General features: G+C 70.4%; 19 protein-coding genes. 10 read left to right on the top strand and 9 right to left on the bottom strand.

The genetic code is table 11. The features are described 5' to 3' along the window. The first annotated feature begins 30 nt into the window (after window positions 1-30). Window positions 31-2,547 carry a CHAT domain-containing protein gene (locus ACFLIM_RS22240; RefSeq protein ID WP_393168310.1) on the top strand — a complete coding sequence of 839 codons (2,517 nt, stop codon included), beginning with the start codon at window positions 31-33 and terminating at the stop codon, window positions 2,545-2,547. 10 nt (window positions 2,548-2,557) lie between these two features. Here the strand turns inward: ACFLIM_RS22240 and ACFLIM_RS22245 are convergent, their stop codons facing one another. From ACFLIM_RS22245 to ACFLIM_RS22260, 4 genes are all read right to left on the bottom strand, one after another. Next, entirely contained in the window at window positions 2,558-3,373 is an 816-nt protein-coding gene (locus tag ACFLIM_RS22245; RefSeq protein WP_393168312.1) for a sulfurtransferase, read from the bottom strand. Then, window positions 3,370-4,479: an alkaline phosphatase family protein gene (locus tag ACFLIM_RS22250; RefSeq protein ID WP_393168313.1), complete on the bottom strand. Its 1,110-nt coding sequence runs from the start codon at window positions 4,477-4,479 to the stop codon at window positions 3,370-3,372. Before ACFLIM_RS22250 ends, ACFLIM_RS22245 begins: the two co-directional genes overlap by 4 nt. A 313-nt stretch (window positions 4,480-4,792) precedes the next feature. Continuing rightward, a complete protein-coding gene (locus ACFLIM_RS22255; protein ID WP_393168315.1) occupies window positions 4,793-5,383 on the bottom strand; it encodes a DUF5998 family protein in 591 nt (196 codons plus the stop codon). Window positions 5,384-5,529: 146 nt separating this feature from the next. Beyond that, a complete protein-coding gene (locus ACFLIM_RS22260; RefSeq protein ID WP_393168317.1) occupies window positions 5,530-8,292 on the bottom strand; it encodes a bifunctional acetate--CoA ligase family protein/GNAT family N-acetyltransferase in 2,763 nt (920 codons plus the stop codon). 168 nt (window positions 8,293-8,460) lie between these two features. On the opposite strand from ACFLIM_RS22260, the gene ACFLIM_RS22265 reads away from it, so the two are divergent. Continuing rightward, window positions 8,461-9,354 (top strand): carbohydrate kinase family protein, encoded by an 894-nt coding sequence (locus tag ACFLIM_RS22265; RefSeq protein WP_393168319.1) that lies wholly within the window; start codon window positions 8,461-8,463, stop codon window positions 9,352-9,354. Window positions 9,355-9,481: 127 nt separating this feature from the next. Here ACFLIM_RS22265 and ACFLIM_RS22270 read toward each other — a convergent pair whose 3' ends face one another. After that, the gene (locus tag ACFLIM_RS22270; protein WP_393168321.1) at window positions 9,482-11,596 is read right to left on the bottom strand and encodes a RecQ family ATP-dependent DNA helicase; all 2,115 of its coding nucleotides are present in this window, start codon (window positions 11,594-11,596) and stop codon (window positions 9,482-9,484) included. A gap of 140 nt (window positions 11,597-11,736) precedes the next feature. Next, on the bottom strand, window positions 11,737-12,567 hold the full coding sequence (locus tag ACFLIM_RS22275) for a TauD/TfdA dioxygenase family protein (RefSeq protein ID WP_393168322.1): 831 nt from the start codon (window positions 12,565-12,567) through the stop codon (window positions 11,737-11,739). Between the two features lie 388 nt (window positions 12,568-12,955). Here ACFLIM_RS22275 and ACFLIM_RS22280 point away from each other — a divergent pair, with 388 nt between their 5' ends. Beyond that, window positions 12,956-15,460, top strand: coding sequence for a DNA gyrase/topoisomerase IV subunit A (locus tag ACFLIM_RS22280; protein ID WP_393168324.1), 2,505 nt, complete (start codon window positions 12,956-12,958; stop codon window positions 15,458-15,460). A 329-nt stretch (window positions 15,461-15,789) separates the two neighbouring features. Next, window positions 15,790-18,843 carry a glycoside hydrolase family 3 N-terminal domain-containing protein gene (locus tag ACFLIM_RS22285; protein WP_393168326.1) on the top strand — a complete coding sequence of 1,018 codons (3,054 nt, stop codon included), beginning with the start codon at window positions 15,790-15,792 and terminating at the stop codon, window positions 18,841-18,843. Between the two features lie 34 nt (window positions 18,844-18,877). On the opposite strand, the gene ACFLIM_RS22290 is transcribed toward ACFLIM_RS22285, so the two are convergent. Continuing rightward, a complete protein-coding gene (locus ACFLIM_RS22290) occupies window positions 18,878-19,246 on the bottom strand; it encodes a VOC family protein (protein ID WP_393168328.1) in 369 nt (122 codons plus the stop codon). Window positions 19,247-19,301: 55 nt separating this feature from the next. Between ACFLIM_RS22290 and ACFLIM_RS22295 the strand changes: the two genes are divergently transcribed. From ACFLIM_RS22295 to ACFLIM_RS22310, 4 genes are all read left to right on the top strand, one after another. Then, entirely contained in the window at window positions 19,302-19,865 is a 564-nt protein-coding gene (locus ACFLIM_RS22295; protein WP_393168330.1) for a thioredoxin family protein, read from the top strand. 119 nt (window positions 19,866-19,984) lie between these two features. Next, window positions 19,985-21,007 (top strand): sugar ABC transporter substrate-binding protein, encoded by a 1,023-nt coding sequence (locus ACFLIM_RS22300; protein WP_393168332.1) that lies wholly within the window; start codon window positions 19,985-19,987, stop codon window positions 21,005-21,007. Continuing rightward, window positions 21,004-21,942: an ABC transporter permease gene (locus ACFLIM_RS22305; protein WP_393168334.1), complete on the top strand. Its 939-nt coding sequence runs from the start codon at window positions 21,004-21,006 to the stop codon at window positions 21,940-21,942. The genes ACFLIM_RS22300 and ACFLIM_RS22305 overlap by 4 nt, the downstream gene beginning before the upstream one ends. Window positions 21,943-22,020: 78 nt before the next feature. After that, window positions 22,021-22,836 carry an SAM-dependent methyltransferase gene (locus tag ACFLIM_RS22310; RefSeq protein ID WP_393168336.1) on the top strand — a complete coding sequence of 272 codons (816 nt, stop codon included), beginning with the start codon at window positions 22,021-22,023 and terminating at the stop codon, window positions 22,834-22,836. A 34-nt stretch (window positions 22,837-22,870) separates the two neighbouring features. On the opposite strand, the gene ACFLIM_RS22315 is transcribed toward ACFLIM_RS22310, so the two are convergent. Then, window positions 22,871-23,185 (bottom strand): hypothetical protein, encoded by a 315-nt coding sequence (locus ACFLIM_RS22315; protein WP_393168337.1) that lies wholly within the window; start codon window positions 23,183-23,185, stop codon window positions 22,871-22,873. A gap of 139 nt (window positions 23,186-23,324) precedes the next feature. Between ACFLIM_RS22315 and ACFLIM_RS22320 the strand changes: the two genes are divergently transcribed. Continuing rightward, a complete protein-coding gene (locus ACFLIM_RS22320) occupies window positions 23,325-23,819 on the top strand; it encodes a beta-class carbonic anhydrase (RefSeq protein ID WP_393168339.1) in 495 nt (164 codons plus the stop codon). Window positions 23,820-23,912: 93 nt separating this feature from the next. On the opposite strand, the gene ACFLIM_RS22325 is transcribed toward ACFLIM_RS22320, so the two are convergent. Continuing rightward, complete coding sequence (locus ACFLIM_RS22325) at window positions 23,913-25,979, bottom strand: DNA gyrase/topoisomerase IV subunit B (RefSeq protein ID WP_393168341.1); 2,067 nt, start codon at window positions 25,977-25,979, stop codon at window positions 23,913-23,915. A gap of 247 nt (window positions 25,980-26,226) precedes the next feature. Between ACFLIM_RS22325 and ACFLIM_RS22330 the strand changes: the two genes are divergently transcribed. Continuing rightward, on the top strand, window positions 26,227-26,457 hold the full coding sequence (locus tag ACFLIM_RS22330) for a DUF7455 domain-containing protein (protein WP_393168343.1): 231 nt from the start codon (window positions 26,227-26,229) through the stop codon (window positions 26,455-26,457). Window positions 26,458-26,551: the final 94 nt, after the last annotated feature.

A 26,551-nucleotide genomic window follows, 5' to 3' on the forward strand; every position in this document is an offset into this window, starting at 1 on the left:
TCTCCCGGCCGTTTTCCACCAAGGCACGCCATGAGTGCAACACCGGACTCATCCCACGACCTCGACCCGCTCATCAGGGCGGCCGAGGCCGCCATGATGCGTTCTCTGATCGATCCCGATCACGCCCTGCACGCGGGCCGCGTCGTGCTCGCCGCCGCCCGTCGCGCCGGCGCTCCGGAGGCCGAGGTCATCGCGCTCAGGGCGATGGCGCTGGCCGCCCGCGAGCTGGGCGACCTCCAGAGCGCCGAACACCACCTCCGCGAGGCCATCGCCACCCCGGGAGCGCCGCAGGAACGGCTGGCGCAGGCGCGGTTGTCGCTGGTCACCGTACGCACCGAACGCGGCCACCCCCTGCAGGCCCTGCGCGTGGCCGCCCTGGCCTGGGCCCACCTGTCACCGCTCGACCGCGCCAAGCTCGACACCCAGCGCGCGGTCGCCCTGGCGCATCTCGGCCGCCACCAGGAGGCCATCGCCTCCTGCGACCGCGCGCTGCGCGCCCTGGTGACGGCGCCGGGGACCATCGACGACCGCAGGTTCCTGGCGGGCGGGCTGCTCAACCGCGGGCTCATCCACTGCTACCGCGGCGACTGGGACGCCGCCATGCGCGACCTCACCGCCTGCCTGGAGATCTCCCGGCAGTCCGGACTGCGGCACCTGGCCCGCCTGTCCGCCGCCAACCTGCCCTTTCTCGCGGTACGCCGGGGTGACGTCGCCGGGGCGTTCAAGCACTACCGCGAGGCCGAGGACACCCTGTTCGGCTTTCCCGAGCGGCTGGCCACGATGCGGGCCGACTTCGCCGGCGCCCTGCTGGCCGCCCATCTGCCCGGGGAGGCCAGGGCGATGCTGAGCCTGGCCGTCCCCGATCTCGAGGCGTCGGGCGCGCACGTGGCACTGGCGGAGGCGCGGCTGAAGCTGGCCCAGGTGGAGCTGCTCACCGGCGACCCGCGCCGGGCGTGGCAGGTGGCCGAGCAGGCGGCGGCCGAGCTGGCCGCGCAGGACCGGGCGTCGTGGTTGCCGCTGGCCAGGGAGGTCGTCCTGCGGTCGCGCCTGGCGCTCGAACCGGCCACGCCCGCCCTGCTCGCCGAGCTGATCTCGTGCGCCGACGAGCTCGAGGACGGGTTCGCCGACCTGGCGGGGGCGGCGGCGTTGCGGCTGGTGGCGGCCGAGGCGGCGCTCTCCGTGGACGATCACCCGACCGCCTCCGCGCAACTGGCCAGACTCACCCGGCACGCCCATCGGGGCGAGCGGTGGATGCCGGCCGGCACCCGGCTGACCTCGCTGGCCTCGGAGCCGCCGGCCAGCGAGGTCGCGCAGGCGTCGCGGATCCCGGTGCCGGTGCGGCAACACGCGCTCGCGCTGGAGGCGGCGCTGCAGGAGGACGTCACCGGGGCCTTCCGCGCGGTCCACGACGGGCTGGCGGAGGTGAGCGAGCGGGTGGAGACGTTCGACGATCCGTCGCTGCGGGCCCATGCGGCCAGGGCGGGTGAGCGGCTGGCGGCGTTCGGGCTGGGGCTGGCGGTGCGTGACGGGTGCGCTGGGGACGTGTTCGAGTGGGCCGAGCGGTGGCGGGCGGTCACGGCGCCGGCGCATGCCTGCTCGCTGGTGGATCCGGAACGGGTGCGGGCCGAGCTGGGGCGGGGGGCGCTGGTGGAGTTCGTGGCGGACGAGGAGTCGTTGCTGGCCGTACTGATCACCGGGGAACGGGTGCTGGTGCGGCGGCTGGGGGGCGTGCGGCCGGTCAAGGAGGCGATCGTGCGGCTGCGGTACTCGCTGCGGCGGCAGGGGGATCCGTCAGACGTGGAGGCCGCGGGTGTGGAGCTGGAGCGGCTGCTGTTGCGGCCACTGCTCGCCGAGCTGGGTGACCGGGCGCTGGTGGTGGTGCCGGTGGGCGCGCTGCACACGTTGCCGTGGGGGGCGCTGCCGTGCCTGCGCGAACGTCCGGTGAGCGTGGCCGCCAGCGCCGCGGCCTGGGTACGGGCCCGGGAGCTCGGGAAGGCGCGCGGGGGCGGTCCGCCGGTGGTGGTGGCCGCGGCCGGGCCCGCTTTGGCCCATGCGCGGGCCGAGGTCGCGCACGTGCTCTCCTGCTATCCGGACGGGCGGGAGGTGCCCGGGCGCATGGGGGCGGTGATGGAGGCGCTGGGGGTGGCGGATGTGCTGCATCTGGCGGCGCATGGGGTGTTTCATGCGCGTAGTCCGCTGGTGTCCGGGATCACGTTGGAGGATCGGTCGTTGATGGCTTACGACCTGCTGGATGTGTCGCGGTCCGCGGGGCTGGTGGTGCTGTCCGCGTGCAATTCCGGCATGTCCCGTACGCCGGTGGAGGGGGCGCCTTTGGGGTTGCCCGGGACGTTCCTCGCCAAGGGGTCGTCTTGTGTGGTGGCCGGGATGGTGCCGGTGGGGGATGAGGCGGCTCGGGTGGTGATGAGCATGTTCCACGAACTCGTGGCGGCGGGGCAGACGCCGGACGCGGCGCTGGCGTGCGCGTCCGCCAAGACCGGCGAGATCGGCTTCGCCTGCTTCGGCGCCGGCAACCTGGCGCTGTATTAGGGAGTGCTGGTCAGCCGGTGGCGACGGGTCTTGATGGGTCGGCGACCCAGTTGGACCAGGAGCCCACGTAGAGGGCGGCAGGCAGGCCCGCCACCGCCAGGGCCAGCACCTCGTGCGCGGCCGTCACGCCGGAGCCGCAGTATGCGCCCGCCTGGACCCCCTCGCCGACGCCGAGCCGGGCGAAGCGCGTCCTGAGGGCTGCCGGGTCGAGGAACCTGCCGTCGGGGCCGACGTTCTCGGTCGTGGGCGCGTTAACCGCCCCGGGGACGTGTCCGGCCACCGGATCGATGGGCTCGACCTCGCCTCGGTAACGTTCCGCGGCCCTGGCGTCGAGCAGCACCCCGTGAGTGGCCAGCGCCGCCGCCTCGTCGGCCGTCAGCACCGGCATCCCGCCCGGCCGCGCCGTGAAGTCCCCCTGGGTGAGCTCGGGGGACTCCTTCGTGGCCGGGAGGCCGGCCTCGATCCAGGCCGGCAACCCGCCGTCGAGCACGTGTACGTCCCGGTGGCCGAAGTAGCGCAGTGTCCACCAGGCCCGCGCGGCGGCCGTCGATCCGGTGTCGTCGTAGACCACCACGGGTCGCCCGTCCGACACCCCCAGTCGGCGCATCGCGTTCTGGAACGCGCCTGCCTCGGGCAGCGGATGCCGTCCGCCCGTGCCGGGAGGGGCCGCGAGATCGGCGTCGAGGTCGCAGAAGACGGCGCCCGGGAGGTGGCCCTCGCGGTAGAGCTCCACCCCGGGCGGCCCGCCGAGCCGCCAGCGCACGTCGAGCAGCGTCACGTCGCCGCGCGCGGCGAGCTCGGCAGGGGTGATGAGCGGGCTCGTCACGTGCGTACCTCCAGGAGCGGAATGTGCTGCTCGGCCTCCGTCATCGAACCGTGGTATCCGGTGAACAAGGCCTCGATCGGATGGTTCGTGGGGGCGGTGATGGCCAGGTCGGTATACGGGACGACCACGACGTCGCCGATGCGTTCCAGCCACGCGTCGCGCACCCGGGGCCCGAACCAGCCGGACTCGACCGCCTCCTGCCTGGACACTACCCAGGCTTTCCCGTGAAGAGTCTCGCGCCACGCCTCCAGCACCTGTTTCGCGGCTCCGCGCTGAGCGTAAACGTGCCTGGCCCTGGCCTCGCCGCCGAGCAGCGCGACCCCTTCCGTCAGCTCGGGAACGCTCTCCGCGTCGATCTTCTCGGTGGCGTTGACCATGCCGTGGTCGGCGGTGATGTAGAGGGCGGACCCGGGAGGCAGGCCCTCGGCGAGCCGCTGCGCCATCTCATCGACGATGCCGAGCTGCCGCAGCCACTCCTCGCTGCCCCATCCCGTCATGTGCCCGGCGCTGTCCAGATCGCCGTAGTAAACCGTGACGTGCGCGGGTCGCTGCCGCATCGCCTCGTGTACGCGGGCGACGCGATCGTCCACGGCGTCGGCGGCCACGTAGCGTACGCCGCGGTAGACGGCCCTGGTCAGCCCCGTGCCCTCGAACTCGGCCGGGGCGACGTAGACCGAGTCGATCCCGGCCTGGGCGGCGCGCTGGTAGACGGTCGGGGCGGGCTGCCACTCGTCGGGGTCCATCGTCAGGCCGTCGGGCAGCGTCCACCGCAGGCAATTGAACAGGTGCCCGGTGCCCGGCACGGCCAGCATCAGGCCGAGCATGCCGTGCTCACCCGGGGTCAGGCCGGTGCCGAGGGAGCAGAGGCTGGTGACGGTGGTGGCGGGGAAGCCTGCGGTGAGCGTTCTGTTCGCCAGCCCGGCCAGGAACGGGGCGGTCTCGGCGTGGGCTCGCAGCAGCTCGGCGCCCAGGCCGTCGACCAGGAACAGACAGATCCGGTCCGCGGGCTCTATGGCCAGCGCGTTGGGCTCGCGCAGGCCCAGCGCGGCCAGCAGCGAGCCAGGCAGATCCGCCAGCGACCCGCCGCCGTAACCCGGCACCAGCATGCCCCTTATCCTAGCGTTCGCCGATCTGCCCGTTTTCGGGATCTGCTCTCGGGTCCTGCGGGATACGACCTGGTCGCTCACTGCGGCTGGTCGCGTGGCTGGTGGCATCGGTGTTGCTGGATCGTCGCGTGGGGCGGGTGACCGCGTCACCACCCAGGCGGCCCAGCATGCGCACGTAACGGTGGCCGACCACATGCGGGTCAGCGGGCGTTTTCCTGGAGGCCACCAGCCATGTGCGGTGGGTGGCGGTGCCGGCGGCTCTGCCGTAACGGATGGGCGGTTGACAGAACCTCAGCCGCATACGGTGAGGTGGTCAGGTGGTGGCGCGGGCGGTGGCTTCGGAGAGAGACTTGGCGAAGGCGAGGACGTGGGTGACCGCCTCCGGGCCGTCGGCCGCCTCGCTGACCCGGAGCGACAGGTCGTCGGCCGTGATCGCGCCCGTGTAGCCGTGGTCGGCCTCGCAGTTTTCGTCGCCGCACGTGGCCGGTTCCAGGTCCACGTGGGAGATGGCACCCCAGCCGATCGTGAGCGTCACCTCCGTGGGCGGGACGCCTGGGACGTAGGAGGCGGGGTCGGGCACCACGCGGGTGACGGCGACCGACTGGACGCGGCTCAGACGCACGGCCTCTGTCGTCGTGGAGGCGTGGGACGTCGAGACGCCCTCCACCGCGGGATGCTCGTCCGTGTGGCAGACCAGCAGCCGGCTCGCCGACAGCACCAGGACGGTGACGTGCCTGCGCACCTCCATCGCAGGATCGAAGGTGGCCTCGTGATGGACCACGAACGCGGTCACGGCCTCCTTGCCCAGCGCGGATTCGACCGCATCGGTGACGAGGTCGGGGTAGTAGCCGCTGCGCTCGATCGCTTCACGCAGGCCCGCGGCTGAGACTCGGGTTTCCCTCATGGCTCCATCCTGCCAGGGACGGGCAGTGCACTCACCCGCCGGATATAACGACCTATAACGTCTTTTATCTGGGCATCACTGTGCACTTGGGTCACTTCATTCGCTCAGGGCGGATGAGGAAGGTTGCCTGGTTCGCTCAAGGCGGATCAGGAGAGCCGACGGGGGCCGCCGTCCAGGCGTGGGCCCGCCGGGGTACGCAGAGTGGCCCGGGCGCCGAGCACGATGGCGTCCGACTCGCCCACGAGCACCTGGTCCAGGTCCAGCCTGGCCACCTCGGGCAGGTCGTTGGCCAGGCGGCCGACGCGTACGAGCAGGTCTTCCAGGGCGTCGACCGCCACGGGCGGGTAGCCGTACTCGCCGAAGAGCAGCGGAGCCGCGCGTACGGACCGCACCAGGGCGGATGCGTCCTCGCCGGTCAGCGGGGCGAGGCGGAAGCCCTGGTCGAGCAGGAGGCGCGCGGTCACCTCGCCGAGCCCGAACGACACGACCGGCCCGAACGCCGGGTCCTCGATGACGCCCACCACGGTCGGCACGGCGGGCTGCGGCGCCATGCGCTGAACCGCCAGCTCCACCTCCTCGCCCAGCTGGTCGGCGAACTCGGCGTACGCGTGGCGTACCATCTCCGGGCCCGTCAGGCCCAGGCGCACGGTGCCCGCTCGGCGTGAGGCGCCCGGGTCGGCCACCTTGAGCACCACGGGCCAGCCGAGGCGTTCGGCGGCGGCGACGGCTTCGCCGGGCGAGCGCACCACCTCGGCGGGCCAGACGGTCAGGCCGTAGCAGGACAGCAGCTCGGTGGCGTCGATCTCGACCGGAGGCCCCGGCTCCGCGAACACACCCGACGGCGACTCCGCGGATCCCGCCGACGACGGCTGAGCAGGGGCGCTCGGCTTGTCGGCTGGATTGGCCATCGCGTCGGTCGCCGAGCTGCTCGCCGCGGCGGCAGACGCGGGAGTCGTGGCGGACAGGGCGGTGTGGACCAGGGTCTTGGCGCGGGCGGTGTCGATGTCGTCGAGTTCGGGTGGCGGGACCACCGGATGGGCGCGCCACGTGGCGTAGCGGACCGCGTGGGCCAGCGCTCTGACCGCCTCCTCCGGCGCCGCGTAGGACGGGATGGAACCGCGCGAGGGCGTCGCGGAGCCGGGCGTCTCCACCCGCAGCGCCGGATGCATGCCCAGATGCCCACGGAACGTCGCGAGCACCGGCTTGGCGGCATCACTGGACACGCGCAGCAGCTCGGCCGCCACCTCATCCGTTCTGCCCGGAATGGGCGGCATGTAGATCACGACGGCGGCGTCCACGTCGGGGGAGGACAGTTCGCCGGCGAGCGACGTACCGAACTCGGAGGGGCCCGCGGCCGCACCCAGGTTGACCGGCGGGCGGAGCTCGAGGCCGGCGGCGAGGCAGGAGTCGGCGGCGAGCAGGCCGAGCGCGTCGGAGTTGGTCACGAGCGCGACCCGGGGACCGGCTGGCAGCGGCTGGTAGGCCAGCAGTTGCCCCACGTCGAAGAGCTGGATGAGGTCGTCGACCCTGATCAGGCCCGCCTGCGCGAGCAGCGAGCTGATCGCCGAGTCCGGCAGCCCCAGCTCCTCCGCCGAGTGCCCGGAGGGGGTGCCGCCGCTCTTGACCACCACGACGGGCTTGCTGCGGGCGATGCGCCTGGCCAGCCGGGTGAACTTGCGCGGATTGCCCAGCGACTCCAGGTAGAGCAGGATCACCTCGGTCGAGTCGTCCTCCTCCCAATATTGCAGCAGGTCGTTGCCCGACACGTCGGCCCTGTTACCGGCGGAGACGAACGACGAGATGCCCATGCCGCGCTGCGCCACCCGCTGGAGCAGCGCGGTGCCGAGCGCGCCCGACTGGCTGAAGAAGCCTACCCGGCCCCGGCCCGGCACGGTGGCGGCGAGGGTGGCGTTCAGCTTGACGGCGGGGTCGGTGTTGGCGATGCCGAGGCAGTTGGGGCCCACGACGCGCAGGCCGTAGGAACGGGCGATGCGCGCCAGCTCGTCCTGCCTGGCCCGCCCCTCCGCGCCCGTCTCGCCGAACCCCGACGACACCACGACCAGGCCGTGCACGCCCTTTTCCGCGCATTCCTTGACCACGTCGATGACGCTCCCGGCCGGCACCGCCACCACGGCCAGGTCCACCTGGTCGTCGATCGCGCTCACGCTCGGGTAGGCCCGCACGCCCGCCACCGCCCGCACCTCGCGGTGCACGGGATAGACGGGCCCGGTGAAGTCGGCGGCCAGCAGGTTGCGCAGGACGGTCTGGCCGACCCCGCCCGGCTCGCGCGAGGCGCCGATGACCGCGACCGAGCCCGGGGTGAGCAGCCTGGCGATGGACCTGGCCTCGGCCCGGTGCTCGCGCGCCGCCGTGACCTCGGTGGAGGTGTCGGTGGGGGTGAGGTCGAGCGTCATGCGTACGACGCCGTCGGCGAACTGGCTCTGCGCCGTGTAACCGGCCTGGCGCAGCAGCCCCGTCATCCGCATGTTGGCGGGCAGGACGTCGGCGATGAAGCGCTCGATGCCGCGTTCGCGGGCCGTGGCCGCCAGGTGCTCCAGGAGCACGGAGGCCACTCCCCTGCCCTGGTGCGCGTCCTCGACGAGGAAGGCCACCTCGGCCTCGCCAGGGCCGGTGCGGTCGTAGCGGATCACGGCCACCATCTCGGCGCCGATGGTGGCGATGAGCGCGACCCTGTTGACGTAGTCGACGTTGGTGAACCGCTCGACATCCCGGTCGGACAGCCGCGGCCTGGGCCCGAAGAACCGGAAATAGATCGACTCGTCGGACAGGCGCGAGTAGAAGGAGCGGAGGCGGTCGGCGTCGGCGGGCCTGATCGGGCGAACGTGTGCGGTGCCACCGTCCGCCAGGACGACATCGGCCTCCCAGTGGGCCGGATAGGGTGCCTCCACAGTGTCGAGCGTAAACCCGCATCCCAAATGCCAAGACCGGTGGGCCTGTTGGGCAACGCTTGTGCATCGACTGCAGTCCGGTCTCCTGGGTACGCCCCACGGGCAGCCCGGAAGCTGTTAGTTTTGCCGTGGCCCAGCTCGTTCTGAAAGATGCAAGGTGGTGGCATCATGACGCGGGTCGTCGTGGTGGGCGATCTCATGACCGACGCGGTCGCGCGCGCCCGTTATGCACTCGCCAGGGCGAGCGACACGCCAGCGATCGTGACCATGCACGGCGGCGGCTCAGGGGCGAACATCGCCTCGTGGCTCGCCGTCGAGGGCGCCGAGGTGGCCTTCATCGGCCGCAGGGGCGCCGACATCACGGGGCGAAACCGCGACATGGAGCTGATGGGCTACGGCGTCGACGCCCGGCTCGTCATGGACCCTGAGCGGCCGACCGGCACCTGCGTGGTGCTCGTGACGCACAAGGGCGAGCGCACCATGCTCTCCGACCCCGGCGCCAACGCGGCGCTGTCGCCGGAGGACCTGCCGCGTGACCTGTTCACCGGAGGCACGCATCTCCACCTGTCGGGCTACACCCTGATCAACGAGGGCTCGCGCGACGCCGGGCTGGCGGCGCTCGACATGGCCCGCCGGGGCGGGATGTCGATCTCGATCGACTGCGCCTCTTCCGCGCCGTTGGAGCGCACGGGGGCCGAGCCGTTCCTGGAGTGGACCAACGGGGTCAAGCTGCTGTTCGCCAACGCCGACCAGGCGAAGGTGCTGACGGGCCGCGACGACGCCGAGGCCGCCGCCAAGGTGCTGACGGCGTGGTTCCCGCAGGTCGTGATCAAGATGAACGCCGAAGGCGCGTTGTGGTACTCCAACGGCCGCCCTGATCCCGTACGCGTGGCCGCCGAGCCGGTCGACAAGATCGTGGACGGGACGGGGGCCGGTGATGCGTTCTCCGCCGGGTTCCTGCCGCCGTGGCTGGCGAGCAAGCCCCCGGCCGAGGCCCTGGCCTCGGGCTGCCGGCTGGCGGCGAAGGCGATCATGCACCTGGGTGCGCGTCCCCCGTTCTAGGTGACCTTGCAGCGCTCTTATAGCGCGAAATAGGGAGCCGATGAGCACGCCGCTTCCGCGCGGCCGGCACGCCACGGACGTCCACGCCGGCCGGTCTTCGGCACCTACGACCTGCTGGCGATGGGCGTCAGCTGACGGTCGCCAGAGCCAGGGGCAGGACGGCGGGGGCGCCCGCGTGGCGGATGAGGGCCGCCGCCAGCGTCATCGTCCATCCCGTGTCCACCCGGTCGTCCACGAGCAGTACCGGGCCGCCGCACTGGGCGATCGAGGCGCTCAGGTCCTTGGGCATGGCCAGCGTGCCCCTGATCGCCTGCACCCGCTTGGCGCTGTTGAACTGCTGCCCGGGCGACCCCGCCCGATAGCCCAGCTCCCCCAGGTAGGACAGCCGCCCGACCTGCGCGAGCCGCTCGGCGAACCCGCGTACGAGCTCTGGCCGCGTCGCGGACGGCACGTTGACCACGGCGACGGGCCGCGCGCGCCAGTCCCAGGTGGACAGGACCCGCACCACGGCCTTGAACATGTCGTCGGGTATCGGCCCGTCGTCCCCGTTGAACAACTCCCGCAGCCGGTTGCCCCACCCGATGTCGGTCAGCCGCCCGAGCGCCCTGCCCTGCTCGGCGCCCAGGCCGGGCTTGATCCGCCCGGACAGGTCGGCCAGCCCGGTCGGCCACTGCTTGCGGGCCTCGATGTCGACGCCGGGCCGGCTCAGGCGTTCGCGGGCGGTCTCGACGGCCTGCGCGGCGATCTCCGGTGACCGGTGCCTGCCGGTGCAGTTGTCGCAGCGGCCGCACGGCGTGGCGGCCTCGTCGTCGAGGTGCCTGCGCAGGTATTGCTCCCTGCACTCCGACGTCGTCAGGTAGCTGAGCATGGCCTCCTGCTCGGCCCTGCGCTCGGCGGCGATGCGGGTGTAACGCTCGGTGTCGTAGGTCCACGGCTCCCCGGTGGCCTGCCAGCCGCCCTTGACCCGCCTGACCGCGCCGTCCACGTCGAGGACCTTGAGCATCATCTCCAGGCGGCTGCGGCTCAGGTCGACGGCGGTCTCCAGCGCCGGGGTGGACATGACGCCGCCCGCTTCGAGGGTCTGGAGCGTGGTGCGTACGACGGGCTCGGGCGGGAACGCCAGCGAGGCGAAATATGCCCAGATATCGCGATCCTCGACGCCGGGCAGCAGGATCACCTCGGCCCGCTCGACCCCGCGCCCGGCCCGGCCGACCTGCTGGTAGTAGGCGACCGGCGACTGCGGCGCCCCCATGTGCACCACGAACCCCAGATCCGGCTTGTCGAACCCCATCCCGAGCGCGCTCGTCGCCACCAGCGCCTTGATCTTGTTGTTGAGCAGCGCCTCTTCGGCCGCCAGCCGCTCGGCCGGATCGGTCTGCCCGGAGTAGGCGGCCACCTCCAGCCCCTGCTCGCGCAGGTATCCGGCGATCTCGTGGGCGGCGGCGACAGTAAGGGTGTAGACGATGCCGGAGCCGGGCAGCTCGCGCAGCGTCTGCGCCAGCCAGGCCAGCCGCTGCTCGGCCGTCGCCAGCCGGACGACGCTGAGGTGCAGGCTCTCCCGCTCCAGCGCGCCGCGCAGGACGAGCGTGTCCTCTCCGTCGGGCCGCAGCTCGGCGGGCAGGCGCATCTGCTCGGCGACGTCGCGGGTGACGCGGGCGTTGGCGGTGGCGGTGGTGGCCAGGACGGGGATGCCCGGCGGCAGGTCCCCGAACAACGTGGCCAGCCTGCGATAGTCCGGCCTGAAGTCGTGGCCCCAGTCGGAGATGCAGTGGGCCTCGTCGACCACCACGAGCCCGGCGCTCTCGGCCAGCTCGGGCAGGACGTTGTCGCGGAAGTCGGGGTTGTTGAGCCGCTCGGGGCTGACCAGCAGCACGTCGACCAGGCCGTCGGCGACCTGTCCGTAGATCTCCTCCCACGCCTCGGGATTGGCGGAGTTGATCGTGACGGCCCTGATGCCCGCGCGCTCGGCGGCGGCGATCTGGTTGCGCATGAGTGCCAGCAGCGGCGAGACGATGACCGTCGGGCCCTCGCCGAGCTCGCGCAGGAGGGCGGTGGCCACGAAGTAGACGGCCGACTTGCCCCAGCCGGTGCGCTGCACGACGAGCACTCTGCGCCGGTCGACGACGAGCGCCTCTATGGCGGCCCACTGGTCGTCGCGGAGCCTGGCGTGCTCACCAGCCAGCGCCCGCAGCCGCTCCTCGGCCTCTTCACGCAGCATCGCCACATCGGGGGCTTCAATCATGCTCTCCTTGTTACCAGCTTCCCCCGACGATGTGCGCCTCCGACTTATAAAACCTCCCATCTTGTACGCGGCGCCGAGTGCACCGCCCCCGCATGTGGCGGTCTGTTTGGCACCGCGTACAAGATGAGTTTCAAAGAACCTCAGCCACTGATCTGGTCGATGTGTTCGGGAAACGCGTTGATGGTGACGCGGTGCATGCGGCGGCGTTCGGTGTAGTCGGCCACCGCGTAGTGCTGGGTCGGGCGGTTGTCCCAGAAGGCGAGCGTGCCGGGTCGCCATCTGAGCCTGAGCTGGTACTCCGGCGACCTGATGTGGTCGATCAGGAACGGCAGCAGCGCCTCGTTCTCCCGATCCGTCAGCCCCACCAGGCGGGTCGTGGACGCCCGGTTGACGAAGAGGGCCTTGCGGCCGGTCTCGGCGTGCACGCGCACCACCGGACGCTCGATCGGCGGCCACTTCGCCTGGATCTCGGCCAGGTCGAACGGGTGCCCCTTCGCGATCGCCTTCTTCATCGACATCGTGATGTCGTGCACGGCCGTCAGCTCGTCGCACAACCGCTGGATCGACGGCGAGAGCGTCTCATACGCCAGGTACGTGTTCGCCCAGCACGTGTCCCCGCCCACGCTGGGCATCATGACGCAACGCAGCAGGGAGCCCATCGGCGGCGTCGGCTCGAAGGTGTTGTCGCTGTGCCATTCGTCGGCGCCCTCCCCCTTGGGCGCGGTCTGGTCGAGCACGTGGATGGGGCTGCCGGCGTCCTTCTTGAAGGCCGGATGGTTGAGCGTGCCGAAGTTCAGGGCGAACTGCAGGTGCTGCTCGTCGTCGATCTGCGTGTCGCGGAAGAACAGCACGAGGTGCCTGAGCCAGCCCGCCCGCAGGGTCGCGACCTCTTCCTGCGACAGCGGCTTGCGCAGATCGACCCCGGTGACCTCGGCGCCGATGTGCTTGGTCACGGGATGGAACTCGATCATGACGCCTCCGGGACAGCGGGACCCTCCTGGCCCCGAACGTAACACCCAAGCAATTGCTTGGTCAAGTAAGCCGTTCCGCGACCCGGGGCCGACCTGTGGATCGAACAAACGCACGAGAAGTTGCGATCATCAAGTATGATTGTTGTTCGCGTGCCGTGGCGGAAGAGGCACTATGGATACGTCACAGGGGACCTGGCTCGTGCCATCATCTCCAGAGGCAAACACGTCGGAACCCGTCATCGCCTTGCGACCGGGACAGGCCACGTCGACGCCTCACACGCCGATCTGACTCTTCTCCAGCGAGCCGACGGCTACGGTTACAGCACAAGGACAGAAGGAGGATGCGCTTCCCCTCGGCGCGACGGCCGAGGCAGCCGCGCAGCACAAGATGGCCCGACGCACGACTGCACCCCCACCTGAGGACTTCGAGGAGCGGATCGTCGACATCGACGTCTCCTCCGAGATGCGCACGAGCTACCTCGAGTACGCCTACTCGGTGATCTACCAGCGCGCCCTGCCTGACGCTCGTGACGGCCTCAAGCCGGTGCAGCGGCGCATCCTCTACTCGATGAGCGAGATGGGCCTGCGCCCCGACCGCGGCCACGTCAAGTCCTCGCGCGTCGTCGGCGACGTCATGGGCAAGCTGCACCCCCACGGTGACAGCGCCATCTACGACGCCCTCGTGCGCCTCGCGCAGCCGTTCTCCATGCGGCTGCCCCTCGTGGACGGCCACGGCAACTTCGGCTCCCCCGACGACTCGCCCGCCGCCATGCGTTACACCGAGGCCCGGCTGGCCCCGGCGGCGATGCTCATGGTCGAGTCGCTCGATGAGGACACCGTCGGCTTCAAGCCCAACTACGACGGCCAGGAGACCGAGCCCACGGTCATGCCGTCGGCGTTCCCCAACCTGCTGGTCAACGGCACGACCGGGATCGCGGTCGGCATGGCCACCAACATGGCCCCGCACAACCTCACCGAGGTCGTGGCCGCCGCCCGCCACCTGATCAAGAAGCCGGACGCGACGCTGGACGAGCTGATGCGGTTCGTGCCGGGTCCCGACCTGCCGACCGGCGGCTCGATCATCGGGCTGCAGGGCGTGCGGGACGCTTACGAGACCGGGCGTGGCACGTTCCGCATGCGTGCCAAGTGCACGGTCGAGCAGATCACCCCGCGCCGCAAGGGCATCGTCGTCACCGAACTCCCCTACAACGTCGGTCCCGAGCGGGTGGTCACCAAGATCAAGGAGCTGGTGACCAGCAAGAAGCTGCAGGGCATCGCCGACCTCAAGGACCTCACCGACCGGCACAAGGGCCTGCGCCTCGTCATCGAGATCAAGAACGGCTTCATCCCCGAGGCCGTCCTCGACGAGCTCTACCGGCTGACGCCGATGGAGGAGACCTTCGGCATCAACAACGTCGCCCTGGTCGACGGCGAGCCGCGCACACTCGGCCTGCGGGAAATGCTCCAGGTCTACGTCGACCACCGGATCGAGGTCGTGCGCCGCAGGTCCGAGTTCCGGCGCCGCAAGCGCGAAGAGCGCCTGCACCTGGTCGACGGCCTCATCATCGCGCTGCTGAACATCGACGAGGTCATCCAGGTCATCCGCGCCTCCGACGACTCGGCGCAGGCGCGGACCCGGCTGATGGACGTGTTCGAGCTGACCGAGATCCAGGCCGCCTACATCCTCGACACGCCGCTGCGCCGCCTGACCAGGTACGACAAGCTGGAGCTCGACCGGGAGAAGGAGACGCTGAGCGACGAGATCGCCGCGCTCACCGAGATCCTCTCCTCGGAGACCCGGCTGCGTCAGGTGGTCTCGGGCGAGCTGGCCGACGTGGCCAAGAAATACGCCACGCCGCGCCGCACCGTCCTGCTGGAGGCGCCCGGCGTCACCCGCACGGCGGCGGTGTCGCTCCAGGTGGCCGACGACCCGTGCCTGGCGCTGCTGTCCTCGACCGGCCTGCTGGCGCGCACCCCCGACGCCACGCCGCTGCCGGGCGAGGGCGATCGCACCGCACACGACGTGCTGATCTCAGTGGTACGCACGTCCGTACGCGGTGAGGTCGGCGTGGTGACGTCCCTGGGCCGGTTGATCCGGGTCCAGGTCGTGGACCTGCCGACGTTGCCACCCTCGGCCAACCCGCCGTCGTTGTCGGGCGGCCATCCGGTCTCCGAATACGTCTCGTTGCAGCCCGACGAGAGGGTCGTCGGCCTGGGCTCCCTCGACCCCGACGGCCCCGGCCTGGCCCTGGGCACGGCGCAGGGTGTGGTCAAGCGGGTGGTGCCCGACTATCCGGCCAACCGCGACGACTTCGAAGTGATCACGTTGAAGGACGGCGACAGCGTGCTGGGGGCGGTCGAGCTGGTGTCGGAGGCCCACGACCTGGTGTTCATCTCCTCCGACGCCCAGATGCTGCGCTTCCCGGCCTCCCTGGTGCGCCCGCAGGGCCGTCCCGCGGGCGGCATGGCGGGGATCCGGCTGGACGGCGGAGCCAGGGCGATCTGGTTCGGGGTCGTGGATCCCGAACGTCCCGCGCACGTGGTCACGGTGGCGGGCTCCTCGACGGCGCTACCCGGCACGCAGGTGGGGGGCGGCAAGGTGTCCGACTACGCGGAGTACCCGGCCAAGGGGCGGGCCACGGGTGGGGTGCGGGCCCAGCGGTTCCTGAAGGGTGAGGACGAGCTGCTACTGGCCTGGGCGGGCCCCGCTCCCGCCAAGGCGGTCTCGGCGGTGGGCAAGCCGGTGCCGCTGCCGGAGGAGCTGGGTCGCAGGGACGGCTCGGGCGTGCGCCTGACCCACACGATCGGCGCCATCGGCGGCGCCGTTGCCTCAGGCCCCGAAGCCCTGCCCGCTGGGGCCGAGTCGGTTGGGGATGAGCAACTGCCGCTTTGACCGGGGCTCGCCGTCGCGCTGTGTTTGCGGCGGCGGCCCGGCCCGATGTGCAGTGGGGGCCGACCGGGGTGTGACGGTGTGGGGGCACGGTGGAACCCACCCAGTCGGCCCACGGGGCGCACGTGACGGTGGCCGGCCCTGTGCGGGTCAGCGGGCGTTTTCCTGGAGGCGCTCAGCCATGTGCGGCGGGTGGCGGTCTGCTTGGCACCGCGTACCAGATGATTGAGGTTTTGGGGTGGGGCTCACTTTGGGCTCCCAGGAGCTGTTATGAATTGCACGGTTTTGGCGATCTCATCTGGGAGAGCGCTCTCTGACCTACTGGAGGTACCGTGTTCCGATCCAGATCGCCGTTATGGGCGGCCCTGACAGCCCTGGTGGCCTCGCTCGTCGTCGCACCGCCCGCCGCGGCCGCCGCCGAGCCGCGCACGATCACCGACTTCGAGTCGGACGGCGTGCCGGCAGGCGTCTACGCCTGGGGCAACGACGCGGCCTCGACCCCGGCCCTCACCGTGGAACCCGGCACCGACAGGCCAGGCGCTCCGGCGACGAACCGGGTGCTCAAGTCCGTCTACACCATCAGCCAGTACGGCGGCTGGTCCCACGACCTGGCCGCCACCCAGGACTGGTCCCCCTACGAAGGCTTCTCCTTCTGGGTGAACGGCACCGGCTCGGGACAGCGGATCTTCTTCGAGCTCAAGGACGGCGGCGGCGGACCGGGCAACGCGGAGCTGTTCGAGTCGTCGTTCACCGACGACGCGGCGGGCTGGCGGCAGGTGAAGGTGCCGTTCGCGAGCTTCACCCGGCGCACCGACTACCAGCCCGGCGGCGCGCCCACCGACGGCGAGCTCGACCTGGTCGCCATGTGGGGCTACGCGATGCGCCTGCCCACCGCCTCCGGCACGCTGGTCTGGGACGAGGTGCAGGTCTACGGCACCGCGCCCCCACGCCCGGTGCGGCTGGCCACCGACAAACCCGTCTACCCGGTGAATGAGAAGGGCCAGGCCCAGGTCCGGGTCACGATCACCACCGCCACCGGCGCGCCGCTGGCCACCGACCTCGCCGTGGACTACAAGACCGGCACCGGCACCGCCACCCCCGGCACGGACTACACGGCCGTTCAGGGCACGCTGACTTTCCCGGCGGGAACGGCGTCCGGCGCGAGCAAGACGTTCACCGTCGGCACGAAGCAAGACGGCCAGAACGAGGTGGCCGAGACCATCCCGATCGAGTTGTCGGGCACCGGCACCAGGCCTCCGGCCGAAGCGCCGGTCGTCGTGATCAACGCCCACGGCCTCCCCTACCTGAACGCCCGCAAGCCGATCAAGGAACGCGTCGCCGACCTGCTCACCAGGATGACGCTGGACGAGAAGATCGGCCAGATGACGCAGGCCGAGCGCGGGGCCCTGGCCAAGCAGAGCGACATCGCCACGTACCTGCTCGGCTCCCTCCTGTCCGGCGGCGGCTCCACGCCCGCCCAGAACACGCCGCAGGCATGGGCCGACATGATCGACGCGTTCCAGCTCCAGGCCCAGCAGACGCGCCTGCAGGTGCCGTTGATCTACGGCGTGGACGCGGTGCACGGCCACAACAACGTGGTCGGCGCGACGATCTTCCCGCACAACGTCGGCATGGGCGCCACCCGCGACCCCGCGCTGGTCGAGCAGCAGGGCAAGATCACGGCCAGGGAGGTCAAGGCCACCGGCATCCCGTGGGACTTCGCGCCGTGCCTGTGCGTGTCGCGCGACGACCGCTGGGGCCGGGCGTATGAGTCGTTCGGGGAGGACCCGGCGCTGGTGACGCGGATGGCCACGATCGTCGACGGCCTGCAGGACAACGGCGTGCTGGCGACCGCCAAGCACTACGTCGGCGACGGCGGCACCGAGTACGGCTCCTCCACGAACGGCGACTACACGATCGACCAGGGCGTCACCAAGGTCAGCCGCCAGGAGCTGGAGGCGATCCACCTGCCGCCGTTCGTGGAAGCGGTCAAGCGTGGGGTCGGCACCGTCATGCCGTCGTTCTCCAGCGTGGACTTCGGCGACGGCCCGCTCAAGATGCACGCGCACGCCGAGCTGATCAACAACGTGCTCAAGGGCAAGCTCGGCTTCAAGGGCTTCGTGATCAGCGACTGGCAGGCCATCGACCAGATCCCCGGCGACTACCCGAGCGACGTGCGCACGTCGATCAACGCCGGGCTCGACATGATCATGGTGCCGTACGCCTACCCGGCGTTCACCGGCACGCTCAAGGCCGAGGTCGAGGCCGGACGCGTGACCATGAACCGGGTGGACGACGCGGTCGCCAGGATCCTGACCCAGAAGTTCGAGCTGGGGCTGTTCGAGCACCCGTACGCCGACCGCTCCCGCATCGGCGACGTGGGCTCGGCGGCGCATCGAGCGGTCGCCCGCACGGCCGCCGCCAAGTCGCAGGTGCTGCTGAAGAACGAGGGCGGCCTGCTCCCGCTGCGCCGCGACGCCAAGGTCTACGTGGCCGGCTCGAACGCCGACGACATCGGCAACCAGACCGGCGGCTGGACGATCACCTGGCAGGGTTCGCCGGGGCCGATCACCCCCGGCACCACGATCCTGTCGGCCATCCGCTCCCGCGCGTCCTCCGTGACCTACTCCCGCGACGCCTCCGCCGACCTGGCCGGGCACGACGTGGGCGTCGTGGTGGTGGGCGAGACGCCGTACGCCGAGGGCCAGGGCGACGTGGGCCGCGCCGGGCGCACGCTGAACCTGTCCGCCGCCGACCGGGCCGCGATCGACAAGGTGTGCGGGGCGATGAAGTGCGCCGTCCTGGTCGTATCCGGGCGTCCTCTCCTGCTCGGCGACCTGTCGAACGTCAAGGCCGTGGTCGCCTCCTGGCTGCCCGGCACCGAGGGCGACGGGGTGGCCGATCCGCTGTTCGGCGCGGTGCCGTACACCGGGCGGTTGCCGTTCACCTGGTTCCGCTCGGTGGAGCAGTTGCCGATCAACGTGGGCGACGCCACGTATGACCCGTTGTTCCCGTATGGGTGGGGGCTGCGTACCGACCGCGGGCGCGACCGGCTCAAGGCCGCACGCGACAAGCTGGCCGCCGGTGACGGCCTGTCCAAGGCCGCCGCCGCGGCGCTGACGCTCGCCCTGCCCGACCGCAACTGGAACGCCGACGGTTCGGTCCGCGACACCCGCGCCGTCCTGGGCGTGCTGGGCACGGCCGCGGCGCTGCTCGAACGCTCGAAGACCGACCCGTACGCCGTGGGCGACGCCGTCGTCTCGGTGGCCAGGGACGTCGCGCAGCGCGCCGGCAAGCGGCCGGACCTGCAGGCGTCGGCCGACCACGAGCTCGCGGCGGGCAACCTCAGGAAGGCGGTGGACCTGCTGACCCAGTCGGCCCGCTGACACGTGAGGACTGGCCCCGCGCGAGCGGGGTCAGTCACCGGCAGAGGCAGAACGGATGCCCGGCCGGATCGAGGAACACCCGGAAGCTGTCGTCCTCGCTCGGCTGGTGCTCGTGCTTGACCGCCCCGATCTCGATCGCCCGCGCCTCGGCCTCGTCCAGATCGTCGACGTGCAGGTCGAGATGGAACTGCTGGGGCCGCTCGGGATGCGGCCAGGTCGGCGGCCGGTAGTCGGGCGCGAGCTGGAAGGCCAGCCGCTTGGGCGGCCCGCCGTCGCTGACCACCACCCAGTCGTCCTCGACCTTGATCACGGGCCAGCCGAGCAGGTTCGAGTAGAACTCCGCCAGCCCCGTGGGATCGGGGCAGTCGAGCACGACGCTCCGGAACTCGGCGATGCCACCCATCAATTCACCTCTCAGACTCGTTTTGCCGGCCCGCCCGCAGACAAGAATGAATGCCATGGCTGCCAACTCGTTCATGGTTCCGCTCGGCACTCCCGCGCCCGCTTTCGACCTGACCGCAATCGACGGCGGGAGCGTCTCGCTCGGAGACCTCAAGGGCTCCCCCGCCACTCTTGTGGTCTTCCTGTCCAACCACTGCCCTTACGTGCGGCACATCGAAAGCGGCATCGGCGCGCTGGCCGCAGCTTACGGGTCCAGATTGTCGGTTGTCGCCATCTGCAGCAACGACAGCGTGAACTACCCGGACGACGATCCGACACACCTGGCGGAGCAGGCCGCCAGGGCCGGGTTCACGTTCCCGTACCTGCTGGACGACACCCAGGAGGTGGCCAAGGCCTACCACGCGGCCTGCACGCCCGACTTCTTCCTGTATGACGCCCAGTTCCAGCTCGTCTACCGGGGCGAGTTCGACGGCGCCAGGCCGGGCAACTCCGTCCCCGTGACCGGCTCGTCCCTGCGGGCGGCCATCGACGCCCTGCTCGAAGGCGACGCCGTACCCGAGGAGCAGAACCCGTCACTCGGCTGCAGCATCAAGTGGAAGCCGGGCAACGCTCCCGCGTGAAACATGAGCCTCCTTCCGCTCATCGGTCAGAGAAGCCTCCGCGACATACCCGGTTTCTCTATGATCACAGGCACCCGCACGCACCCCGCCCTGTGACTCCACCGACGAAGGAGACCGTGATGGTCGCACGATGGACTGCGCTCCCCGCCCTGGCGGCGGTGGCCTTACTGGCCACCGCCTGCGTCAACCCCGACACGGGCGGCACCCAGACCACCAGCGGCGCCACCTCGGCCCCGGCTTCGAGCGGGCCGAAGCGCATCGGGTTCTTCGGCTTCGCCAAGGCCAACTCGTTCTCGGCCGCCACGTTCGCCGGGATCGAGGAGTACGCCAAGGCCAACACCGCCACGGCCGAGTTCCTCGACCCGAACTTCGACGCGCAGGCCCAGGTCCAGCAGCTCCAGGACGCGGTGACGGCCAAGCGGTTCGACGTGTTCGTGGTCCAGGCCAACGACGGCGCGGCCGTGGTGCCCGCGATCCGCTCCGCCGTCCAGGCCGGGATCTCCGTCGTCGTGCAGTTCACCCCCGTAGGCAACCGGTACGACACCGCGGACCCTCAGGTGGACGGCACCATCACGCTCGTGGACGTGCCCACACTGAACGGCGAGGGGCTCGGCAAGCTGGCCATCCAGGCGTGCCAGAGCAAGAAGCTCGACCCCTGCCAGGTCGGCTACCTGGAGGGCCTCAAGGCGCTGCCGCTGGACAACGCCCGCACCCAGGCGGCCCTCGACACGCTGAAGGCCGCGCCGGGCGTGGAGGTGAAGGCCCAGCTCGAAGGCGGTTATACGCAGGAGAGCGGGCGCAAGGCCATGCAGGACGTACTGCAGAAGGACCCGGACATCGACGTGATCATCGGGGCGTCGCAGGCCATCCTGGGGGCCGAGGCGGTCGCCAAGGGCAAGGACATCCTGTACGTCGCCAACGGCGCCTCCCGCCAGACCGTCAAGGCGGTGCAGGAGGGACGCTGGTTCGCCGCGTACTACCTGCCGGTCAAGACCCTCGGTGCGAAGGCCGCCGAGCTGGGGCTGAACAAGGCGCTCGGCAAGCAGGTGCCCGCCACGAACATCGCGACCGACGTCGATCCCGGCAAGGCCATGGGGACGAAGGAAGCGCTGGCTCAGGTGACCGGCGAATACGACGAATGACGCTCCGCCTGCGCGACTACGGGATCGTCCTGGCGGTGGCCGTGCTCGTGGCGGTGTTGTCGCTGTCCACGGACACGTTCCTGACCGCGGGGAACCTCGTCAACCTGCTGGACCAGGCCGTCGTCGTCGGGCTGCTCGCGTGCGGCATGACCCTGTGCGTGATCTGCGGGGTCTTCGACCTGTCGGCCAGCGCCGTGCTCGCGGTGAGCGCCATCGTGGCGGTGATCGTCACGGAACGCGCCGGAGTCCCCGCCGGGTACGCGGCCGCCGTCGTCACGGGTGGCCTCCTCGGCACCCTCAACGGCGTGGTCGTGGTGCTCTCGCGGGTGCACTCGTTCATCGCCACGCTCGCGCTCAGCATCGTGCACCGCGGCCTGACCCTGGTCATCACCGGCGGCGCGATCGTCTACCCGGGGCCGGGCCGGCTGGCGGCCTTCCAGTCACTGAGCTGGCCCACGGTGCTCGGCGGCATCACGGGCGCGTCCCTGCTGCTGGTGGTGGTGGCCGTGGCGGCGACGCTGCTGCTGGCCCGCACCACGTTCGGCCGGCGCGTGTACGCCGTCGGCGGCAACCCCACGGCCGCCTGGTTGTCGGGCATCGGGGTGGGCAAGATCCGCGTCGCGGTGTTCGCCGCCAGCGGGGTCTGCGCGGCGCTGGCCGGCCTGGTGCTGGCCGCGCGGGGCGGCTCGGCCCAGCCCGACATGGGCACGCTGCTGGAGCTCACGGCCATCGCGGCGGCCGTGATCGGCGGCACGAGCATCCTCGGCGGCCAGGGCGCCATCTGGCGGGGCATGATCGGCGTGCTGATCCTGACGCTCATCGGCAACGGCTTCAATCTGCTCGGCTGGAACTCCACCTACCGGCCGGTCGTCGAAGGACTGCTCATCCTGACCGCCGTCAGTGCTGATTACGCACTCAGACATCGGCGGGATTAGCGGGAAAGATCCAAAACTTCGCTACTCGCCCGTTAACATCGGGTCCAGTAGTTGGCGGTGCTTATCTGAAGGGCCGAGATGATCAACCCCTCGCGCGTCCCGACGGGAATCAACCCGAACGTTCCCAACGCGGCGCGCATGTATGACTACTACCTCGGCGGCAAGGACAACTTCGCGGCGGATCGCGAGGCCGCGGAAAAGATCATGGCATTGGGTCCCAGCAGGGAGATCTGCCTGGCCAACCGGCGTTTCCTCGGCAGGGCCGTACGATATGTCGCCCAGCAGGGCATCGACCAGTTCCTCGACCTGGGCACCGGCCTGCCCAACCAGAACAACGTCCACGAGGTCGCCCGCCAGGTGCACCCGAAGGCGCACGTCGTCTACGTGGACTACGACCCCGTGGTGATCGTCCACGCCCGAGCCCTGCTGGCAGGCACCGACACGAACATCACCATCGTGCACGCCGACGTACGCGAGCCCTCGACGATCCTGGACGACCCGGAGACCAAGCGGCTGATCGACTTCAGCAAGCCGGTCGGAGTGGTGTTCCTCGGCGTGCTGCACTGCCTGACCGACGCGGACGACCCGTGGCAGGTCGTCGCCGACTTCCGCGAGCGCATGGCGCCCGGGAGCGCGCTGATCGTCTCCCATCTCACCGACGACGCCCACCCGGAGGTGGGGGTGGCCGCCCGCGAGGTCTACGACGAGGCCGACGCCCCCCTGATCCACCGCAGCCACGAGCAGGTCGCGCGCATGTTCGACGGCTTCGACGTACTCGAGCCCGGGGTGACGCACGTGGCGGACTGGCGTCCCGACGAGGCTTGGGAGACCGAACTCTCAGGCAGCGAGTGGTGGTACGTGGGCGTCGGCCACAAGCCTGCTACCACCCGCTGATTCCTGGGCCTGTTACCGAACCGGCGGCAAGGCGTCACGTCGAGGCGGCGATGACGGCCGGGAGGGCGAGCAGGAGCTCGTGCGGTTCGCCACCCTCCCAGTGCCGGATCAGCCGGGTCCCCGCCTCTCCCGGGTCGAAGCGCTCGCACCCCAGAGGCCCGTAGCAGCCCGCCTGGTCCAGCATGAGGATCAGCGGGTCGTCGTCGGGGAGGCTGGCCGCGTAGGCGGCGGTGTCGAGGAGTGCCAGGGCGGACTTGGCGTTGCGGCCGTCGTCGTTGGACTCCACGCGGTCGAGACGGCGCCGGGCTTGAGCACGGAGATACGCGGCGAGCGATTCAGACCTACTCACGACAAACCTTCTTCGATCACGTACATACGGCTACGACATCATCACGCAAGGTGAAGCGTTTTCGTGGGATGTTTGCCAAGTCTGGCCAGTCGCCACCCCGGAAATCACCATCTTTGGGGCGTAGGGGATCATCTGTGGCATGAGTGCGTTCGACGACCTGTATGCCGCTAACGCGAAGTTCGCCAGGAGGTTCGGGGACTCCGGGCTGACCGGCCGGGCAGCTCGCGGGCTGGCCGTCGTGACCTGCATGGATTCCCGCATCGACCCGCTGGGCCTGCTGGGGTTGAAGGCGGGCGACGCCAAGATCCTGCGCAACGCCGGTGCCCGGGTGACGGACGACGTACTCCGCACCCTGGTGCTGGCCGTCTACCTGCTCGGGGTGGAGCGGGTGCTCGTCATGCCGCACACGGACTGCGGCATGGCCAAGGTGACGGACTCGGACGTACACGCTCTCACGAAGGAACGCGGCGTGGACACCCGGAGCCTGGAGTTCCACACGGTGCCCGACCAGAACGAGGCGCTCCGCCACGACCTCATCCGCATCAGGAGCACCCCGTTCCTACCTGAGGGCCTCCCGGTGACCGGCGCCATCTACGACGTCCGCACCGGCCGCCTGACCCCTTCACCGCACTGATCGCCCACGCAGGGAACAACTCCCCTACACCGTCCCCCACGCCACACCGCCGTCAGCCGTGCAGCCTCAGCCGGCACGGCGCGCACAACCGCTCTATGCGTCGATGTGGTCGCGATCGACCTCGGCGGCGCTGCTGACGATGAACTCGCGGCGCGGCGCCACGTCGCTCCCCATCAGGAGGCTGAAGATGCCCTCGGCCCCTTCGGCGTCCTCGATCCTGACGCGCCGCAGGATGCGGTGCCTCGGGTCCATCGTCGTCTCGGCGAGCTGGTCGGCGTCCATCTCACCCAGACCCTTGTAGCGCTGCACCGGGTCCTTCCACCGCTTGCCCCGCCGCTCCAGGTCGCGCAGCACCTTCTGCAGCTCGGCATCGGAGTAGCAGTAGATGTACTTCTCCTTGCCCCGGCCGGGATTGCTCAGCTCGATGCGGTGCAGCGGCGGGACGGCGGCGAAGACGCGCCCCGCCTCCACCATCGGCCGCATGTAGCGGTGGAAGAGGGTCAGGAGCAGGCAGCGGATGTGGGCGCCGTCCACGTCGGCGTCGGCCATCAGGATGACCTTGCCGTAGCGGGCGGCCTCGATGTCGAAGGACCGCCCGGATCCCGCCCCGACCACCTGGATGATGGCCGCGCACTCGGCGTTTTTGAGCATGTCGCTCACGGACGCCTTCTGCACGTTGAGGATCTTGCCCCGGATCGGCAGCAGAGCCTGGAACTCCGAGTCGCGGGCCAGCTTGGCCGTGCCCAGCGCCGAGTCGCCCTCGACGATGAACAGCTCGCTGCGGTCCACGCCGTCGCTGCGGCAGTCGACCAGCTTCGCGGGCAGCGCGGAGTTTTCCAGCGCGCTCTTGCGCCGCTGGTTGTCGCGGTGCTCGCGGGCCGCGATGCGGGCCTTGGCCGCGGCCACGATCTTCTCGAGAACGGCCCTCAACGGCTGCTTGTAGCCGCGCGGCGGGTTGGCGAACAGCTCCTTGAGCTCGCGCGAGACCACGTGGGAGACGATGCGGGTGGCCGCCGAGGTGCCGAGCACCTCCTTGGTCTGGCCCTCGAACTGCGGCTCCGGCACCCTGACCGTGACCACCCCGGTCAGCCCCTCGGAGATGTCCTCCTTGTTGACGGGATCGTCGCCGTTCTTCAGCAGGCGGGTCTCGCGCAGCAGTTCGTTGATCGTACGGGCGAGCCCGCGCTCGAACCCCGTGAGATGCGTGCCGCCCTTGGGGGTGGCGATCACGTTGACGAACGAGCGCACGGTCGACTCGTAGCCCTTGCCCCAGCGGACCGCCACGTCCACGGTGAGCTCGCGCTCCACCTCGGTGGGCGTCATGTGACCCTGGTCGTCGAGCACGGGCACGGTCTCGTGGAAGTGGCCCACGCCCTGCAGTCGCAGCACGTCACAGACGGCCTCGTCACGGGCCAGGAACTCGGTGAACTCGGAGATGCCGCCGTCGAAGCGGAACTCCTCCTCGATGCGCTCCTCGTGCCTGCTGTCACAGACGGCCAGGGTCAGGCCGGGGACCAGGAACGCGGTCTGGCGCAGGCGCACGTGGATCTCGTCGAGCGAGACCTCGGCGTCGGGGAGGAAGATCTGCGTGTCGGCCCAGAAGCGCACGCGCGTGCCGGTGACCTTTTTCGGCAGCTTGCTGCCGATCCGCAATCCGGACTTCTTCTTGAACTTGGCCGCAGGCCCCGCGCCGTCGAAGATGCCGGGGACACCCCGCCGGAAGCTGATCTCGTGCACCAGACCGTCGCGGTCGACCTCGACGTCGACCCGCGCGGACAGGGCGTTGACCACGGAGGCGCCGACGCCGTGCAGCCCGCCGGACGCGCCGTAGGAGCCGCCGCCGAACTTCCCGCCCGCGTGCAGCTTGGTGTAGACGAGCTCGACACCCGCCAGACCGCTCTTCGGCTCGACGTCGACCGGGATGCCGCGGCCGTTGTCGCGGACCTCGATCGAGCCGTCCGCGTAGAGCTCGACCTCGATGCGGTCGCAGTGACCCGCCAGCGCCTCGTCGACACCGTTGTCCACGATCTCCCAGAGGCAGTGCATGAGCCCGCGGCTGTCGGTGGACCCGATATACATCCCCGGTCGCTTGCGGACGGCCTCGAGGCCCTCAAGCACCGACAGGTGACGAGCCGTGTAACCCGCCTCCACTAGCGTCACTCCAGCTCCCCTGGTCTATGCATCGAACACGTGTGCGTAGCTTACCGTTCTTCCCGAACGTGCGCGTACAAGCTTGCCATGGCGACACGTTTGCTGTTACCAACCGGCTGATCGTCATTACTATCGGACACATTCCGCTCTGGGCGTAGAGACCCGGCGGTTGGGAACGTCCACGTCCGGTTAGATGTTGTTCCAAGTGACTGACGCCAGATCCTCGCTTCGGCGGGGGTGACCCGAAAGGCGATACGTGACTGGAGCTCTCGCCCCCGTTAAGCCGCTGACGGCCCTCGACCGCTGCGACCGCTGCAGCGCCCAGGCCTATATTCGCGCAACCCTGCCTGTGGGTGGGGAGCTGCTGTTCTGCGCTCACCATGGGCGTCAGCACGTCGCAGCGTTGCGTGAAAAGGGCGCCGACATCCTGGACGAGTCGGCTCGACTCAGTGAAACCCCTGTAATTGCCCCCAACGACGAACGCTGACCCAACGCTCGTCGTGATGAGATAACCACATATCGCGTAACCAGAACGGCGACCCCGGCACGTCCGGGGCCGCCGTTCTGCGCAAAACCCATAG

Origin of the sequence: Nonomuraea marmarensis (genome assembly GCF_043197025.1) — a bacterium.
Classification (GTDB): domain Bacteria; phylum Actinomycetota; class Actinomycetes; order Streptosporangiales; family Streptosporangiaceae; genus Nonomuraea; species Nonomuraea marmarensis.

Excerpts from the sequence above, each read along its gene's own strand:
- ACFLIM_RS22300 (WP_393168332.1), top strand. The coding sequence starts at position 19,985 with ATGGTCGCACGATGGACTGCGCTCCCCGCCCTGGCGGCGGTGGCCTTA.
- ACFLIM_RS22280 (WP_393168324.1), top strand. The coding sequence starts at position 12,956 with ATGGCCCGACGCACGACTGCACCCCCACCTGAGGACTTCGAGGAGCGG.
- ACFLIM_RS22305 (WP_393168334.1), top strand. The coding sequence starts at position 21,004 with ATGACGCTCCGCCTGCGCGACTACGGGATCGTCCTGGCGGTGGCCGTG.
- ACFLIM_RS22275 (WP_393168322.1), bottom strand. The coding sequence starts at position 12,567 with ATGATCGAGTTCCATCCCGTGACCAAGCACATCGGCGCCGAGGTCACC.
- ACFLIM_RS22240 (WP_393168310.1), top strand. The coding sequence starts at position 31 with ATGAGTGCAACACCGGACTCATCCCACGACCTCGACCCGCTCATCAGG.
- ACFLIM_RS22310 (WP_393168336.1), top strand. The coding sequence starts at position 22,021 with ATGATCAACCCCTCGCGCGTCCCGACGGGAATCAACCCGAACGTTCCC.
- ACFLIM_RS22290 (WP_393168328.1), bottom strand. The coding sequence starts at position 19,246 with ATGGGTGGCATCGCCGAGTTCCGGAGCGTCGTGCTCGACTGCCCCGAT.
- ACFLIM_RS22295 (WP_393168330.1), top strand. The coding sequence starts at position 19,302 with ATGGCTGCCAACTCGTTCATGGTTCCGCTCGGCACTCCCGCGCCCGCT.
- ACFLIM_RS22270 (WP_393168321.1), bottom strand. The coding sequence starts at position 11,596 with ATGATTGAAGCCCCCGATGTGGCGATGCTGCGTGAAGAGGCCGAGGAG.
- ACFLIM_RS22320 (WP_393168339.1), top strand. The coding sequence starts at position 23,325 with ATGAGTGCGTTCGACGACCTGTATGCCGCTAACGCGAAGTTCGCCAGG.
- ACFLIM_RS22250 (WP_393168313.1), bottom strand. The coding sequence starts at position 4,479 with ATGCTGGTGCCGGGTTACGGCGGCGGGTCGCTGGCGGATCTGCCTGGC.
- ACFLIM_RS22265 (WP_393168319.1), top strand. The coding sequence starts at position 8,461 with ATGACGCGGGTCGTCGTGGTGGGCGATCTCATGACCGACGCGGTCGCG.
- ACFLIM_RS22255 (WP_393168315.1), bottom strand. The coding sequence starts at position 5,383 with ATGAGGGAAACCCGAGTCTCAGCCGCGGGCCTGCGTGAAGCGATCGAG.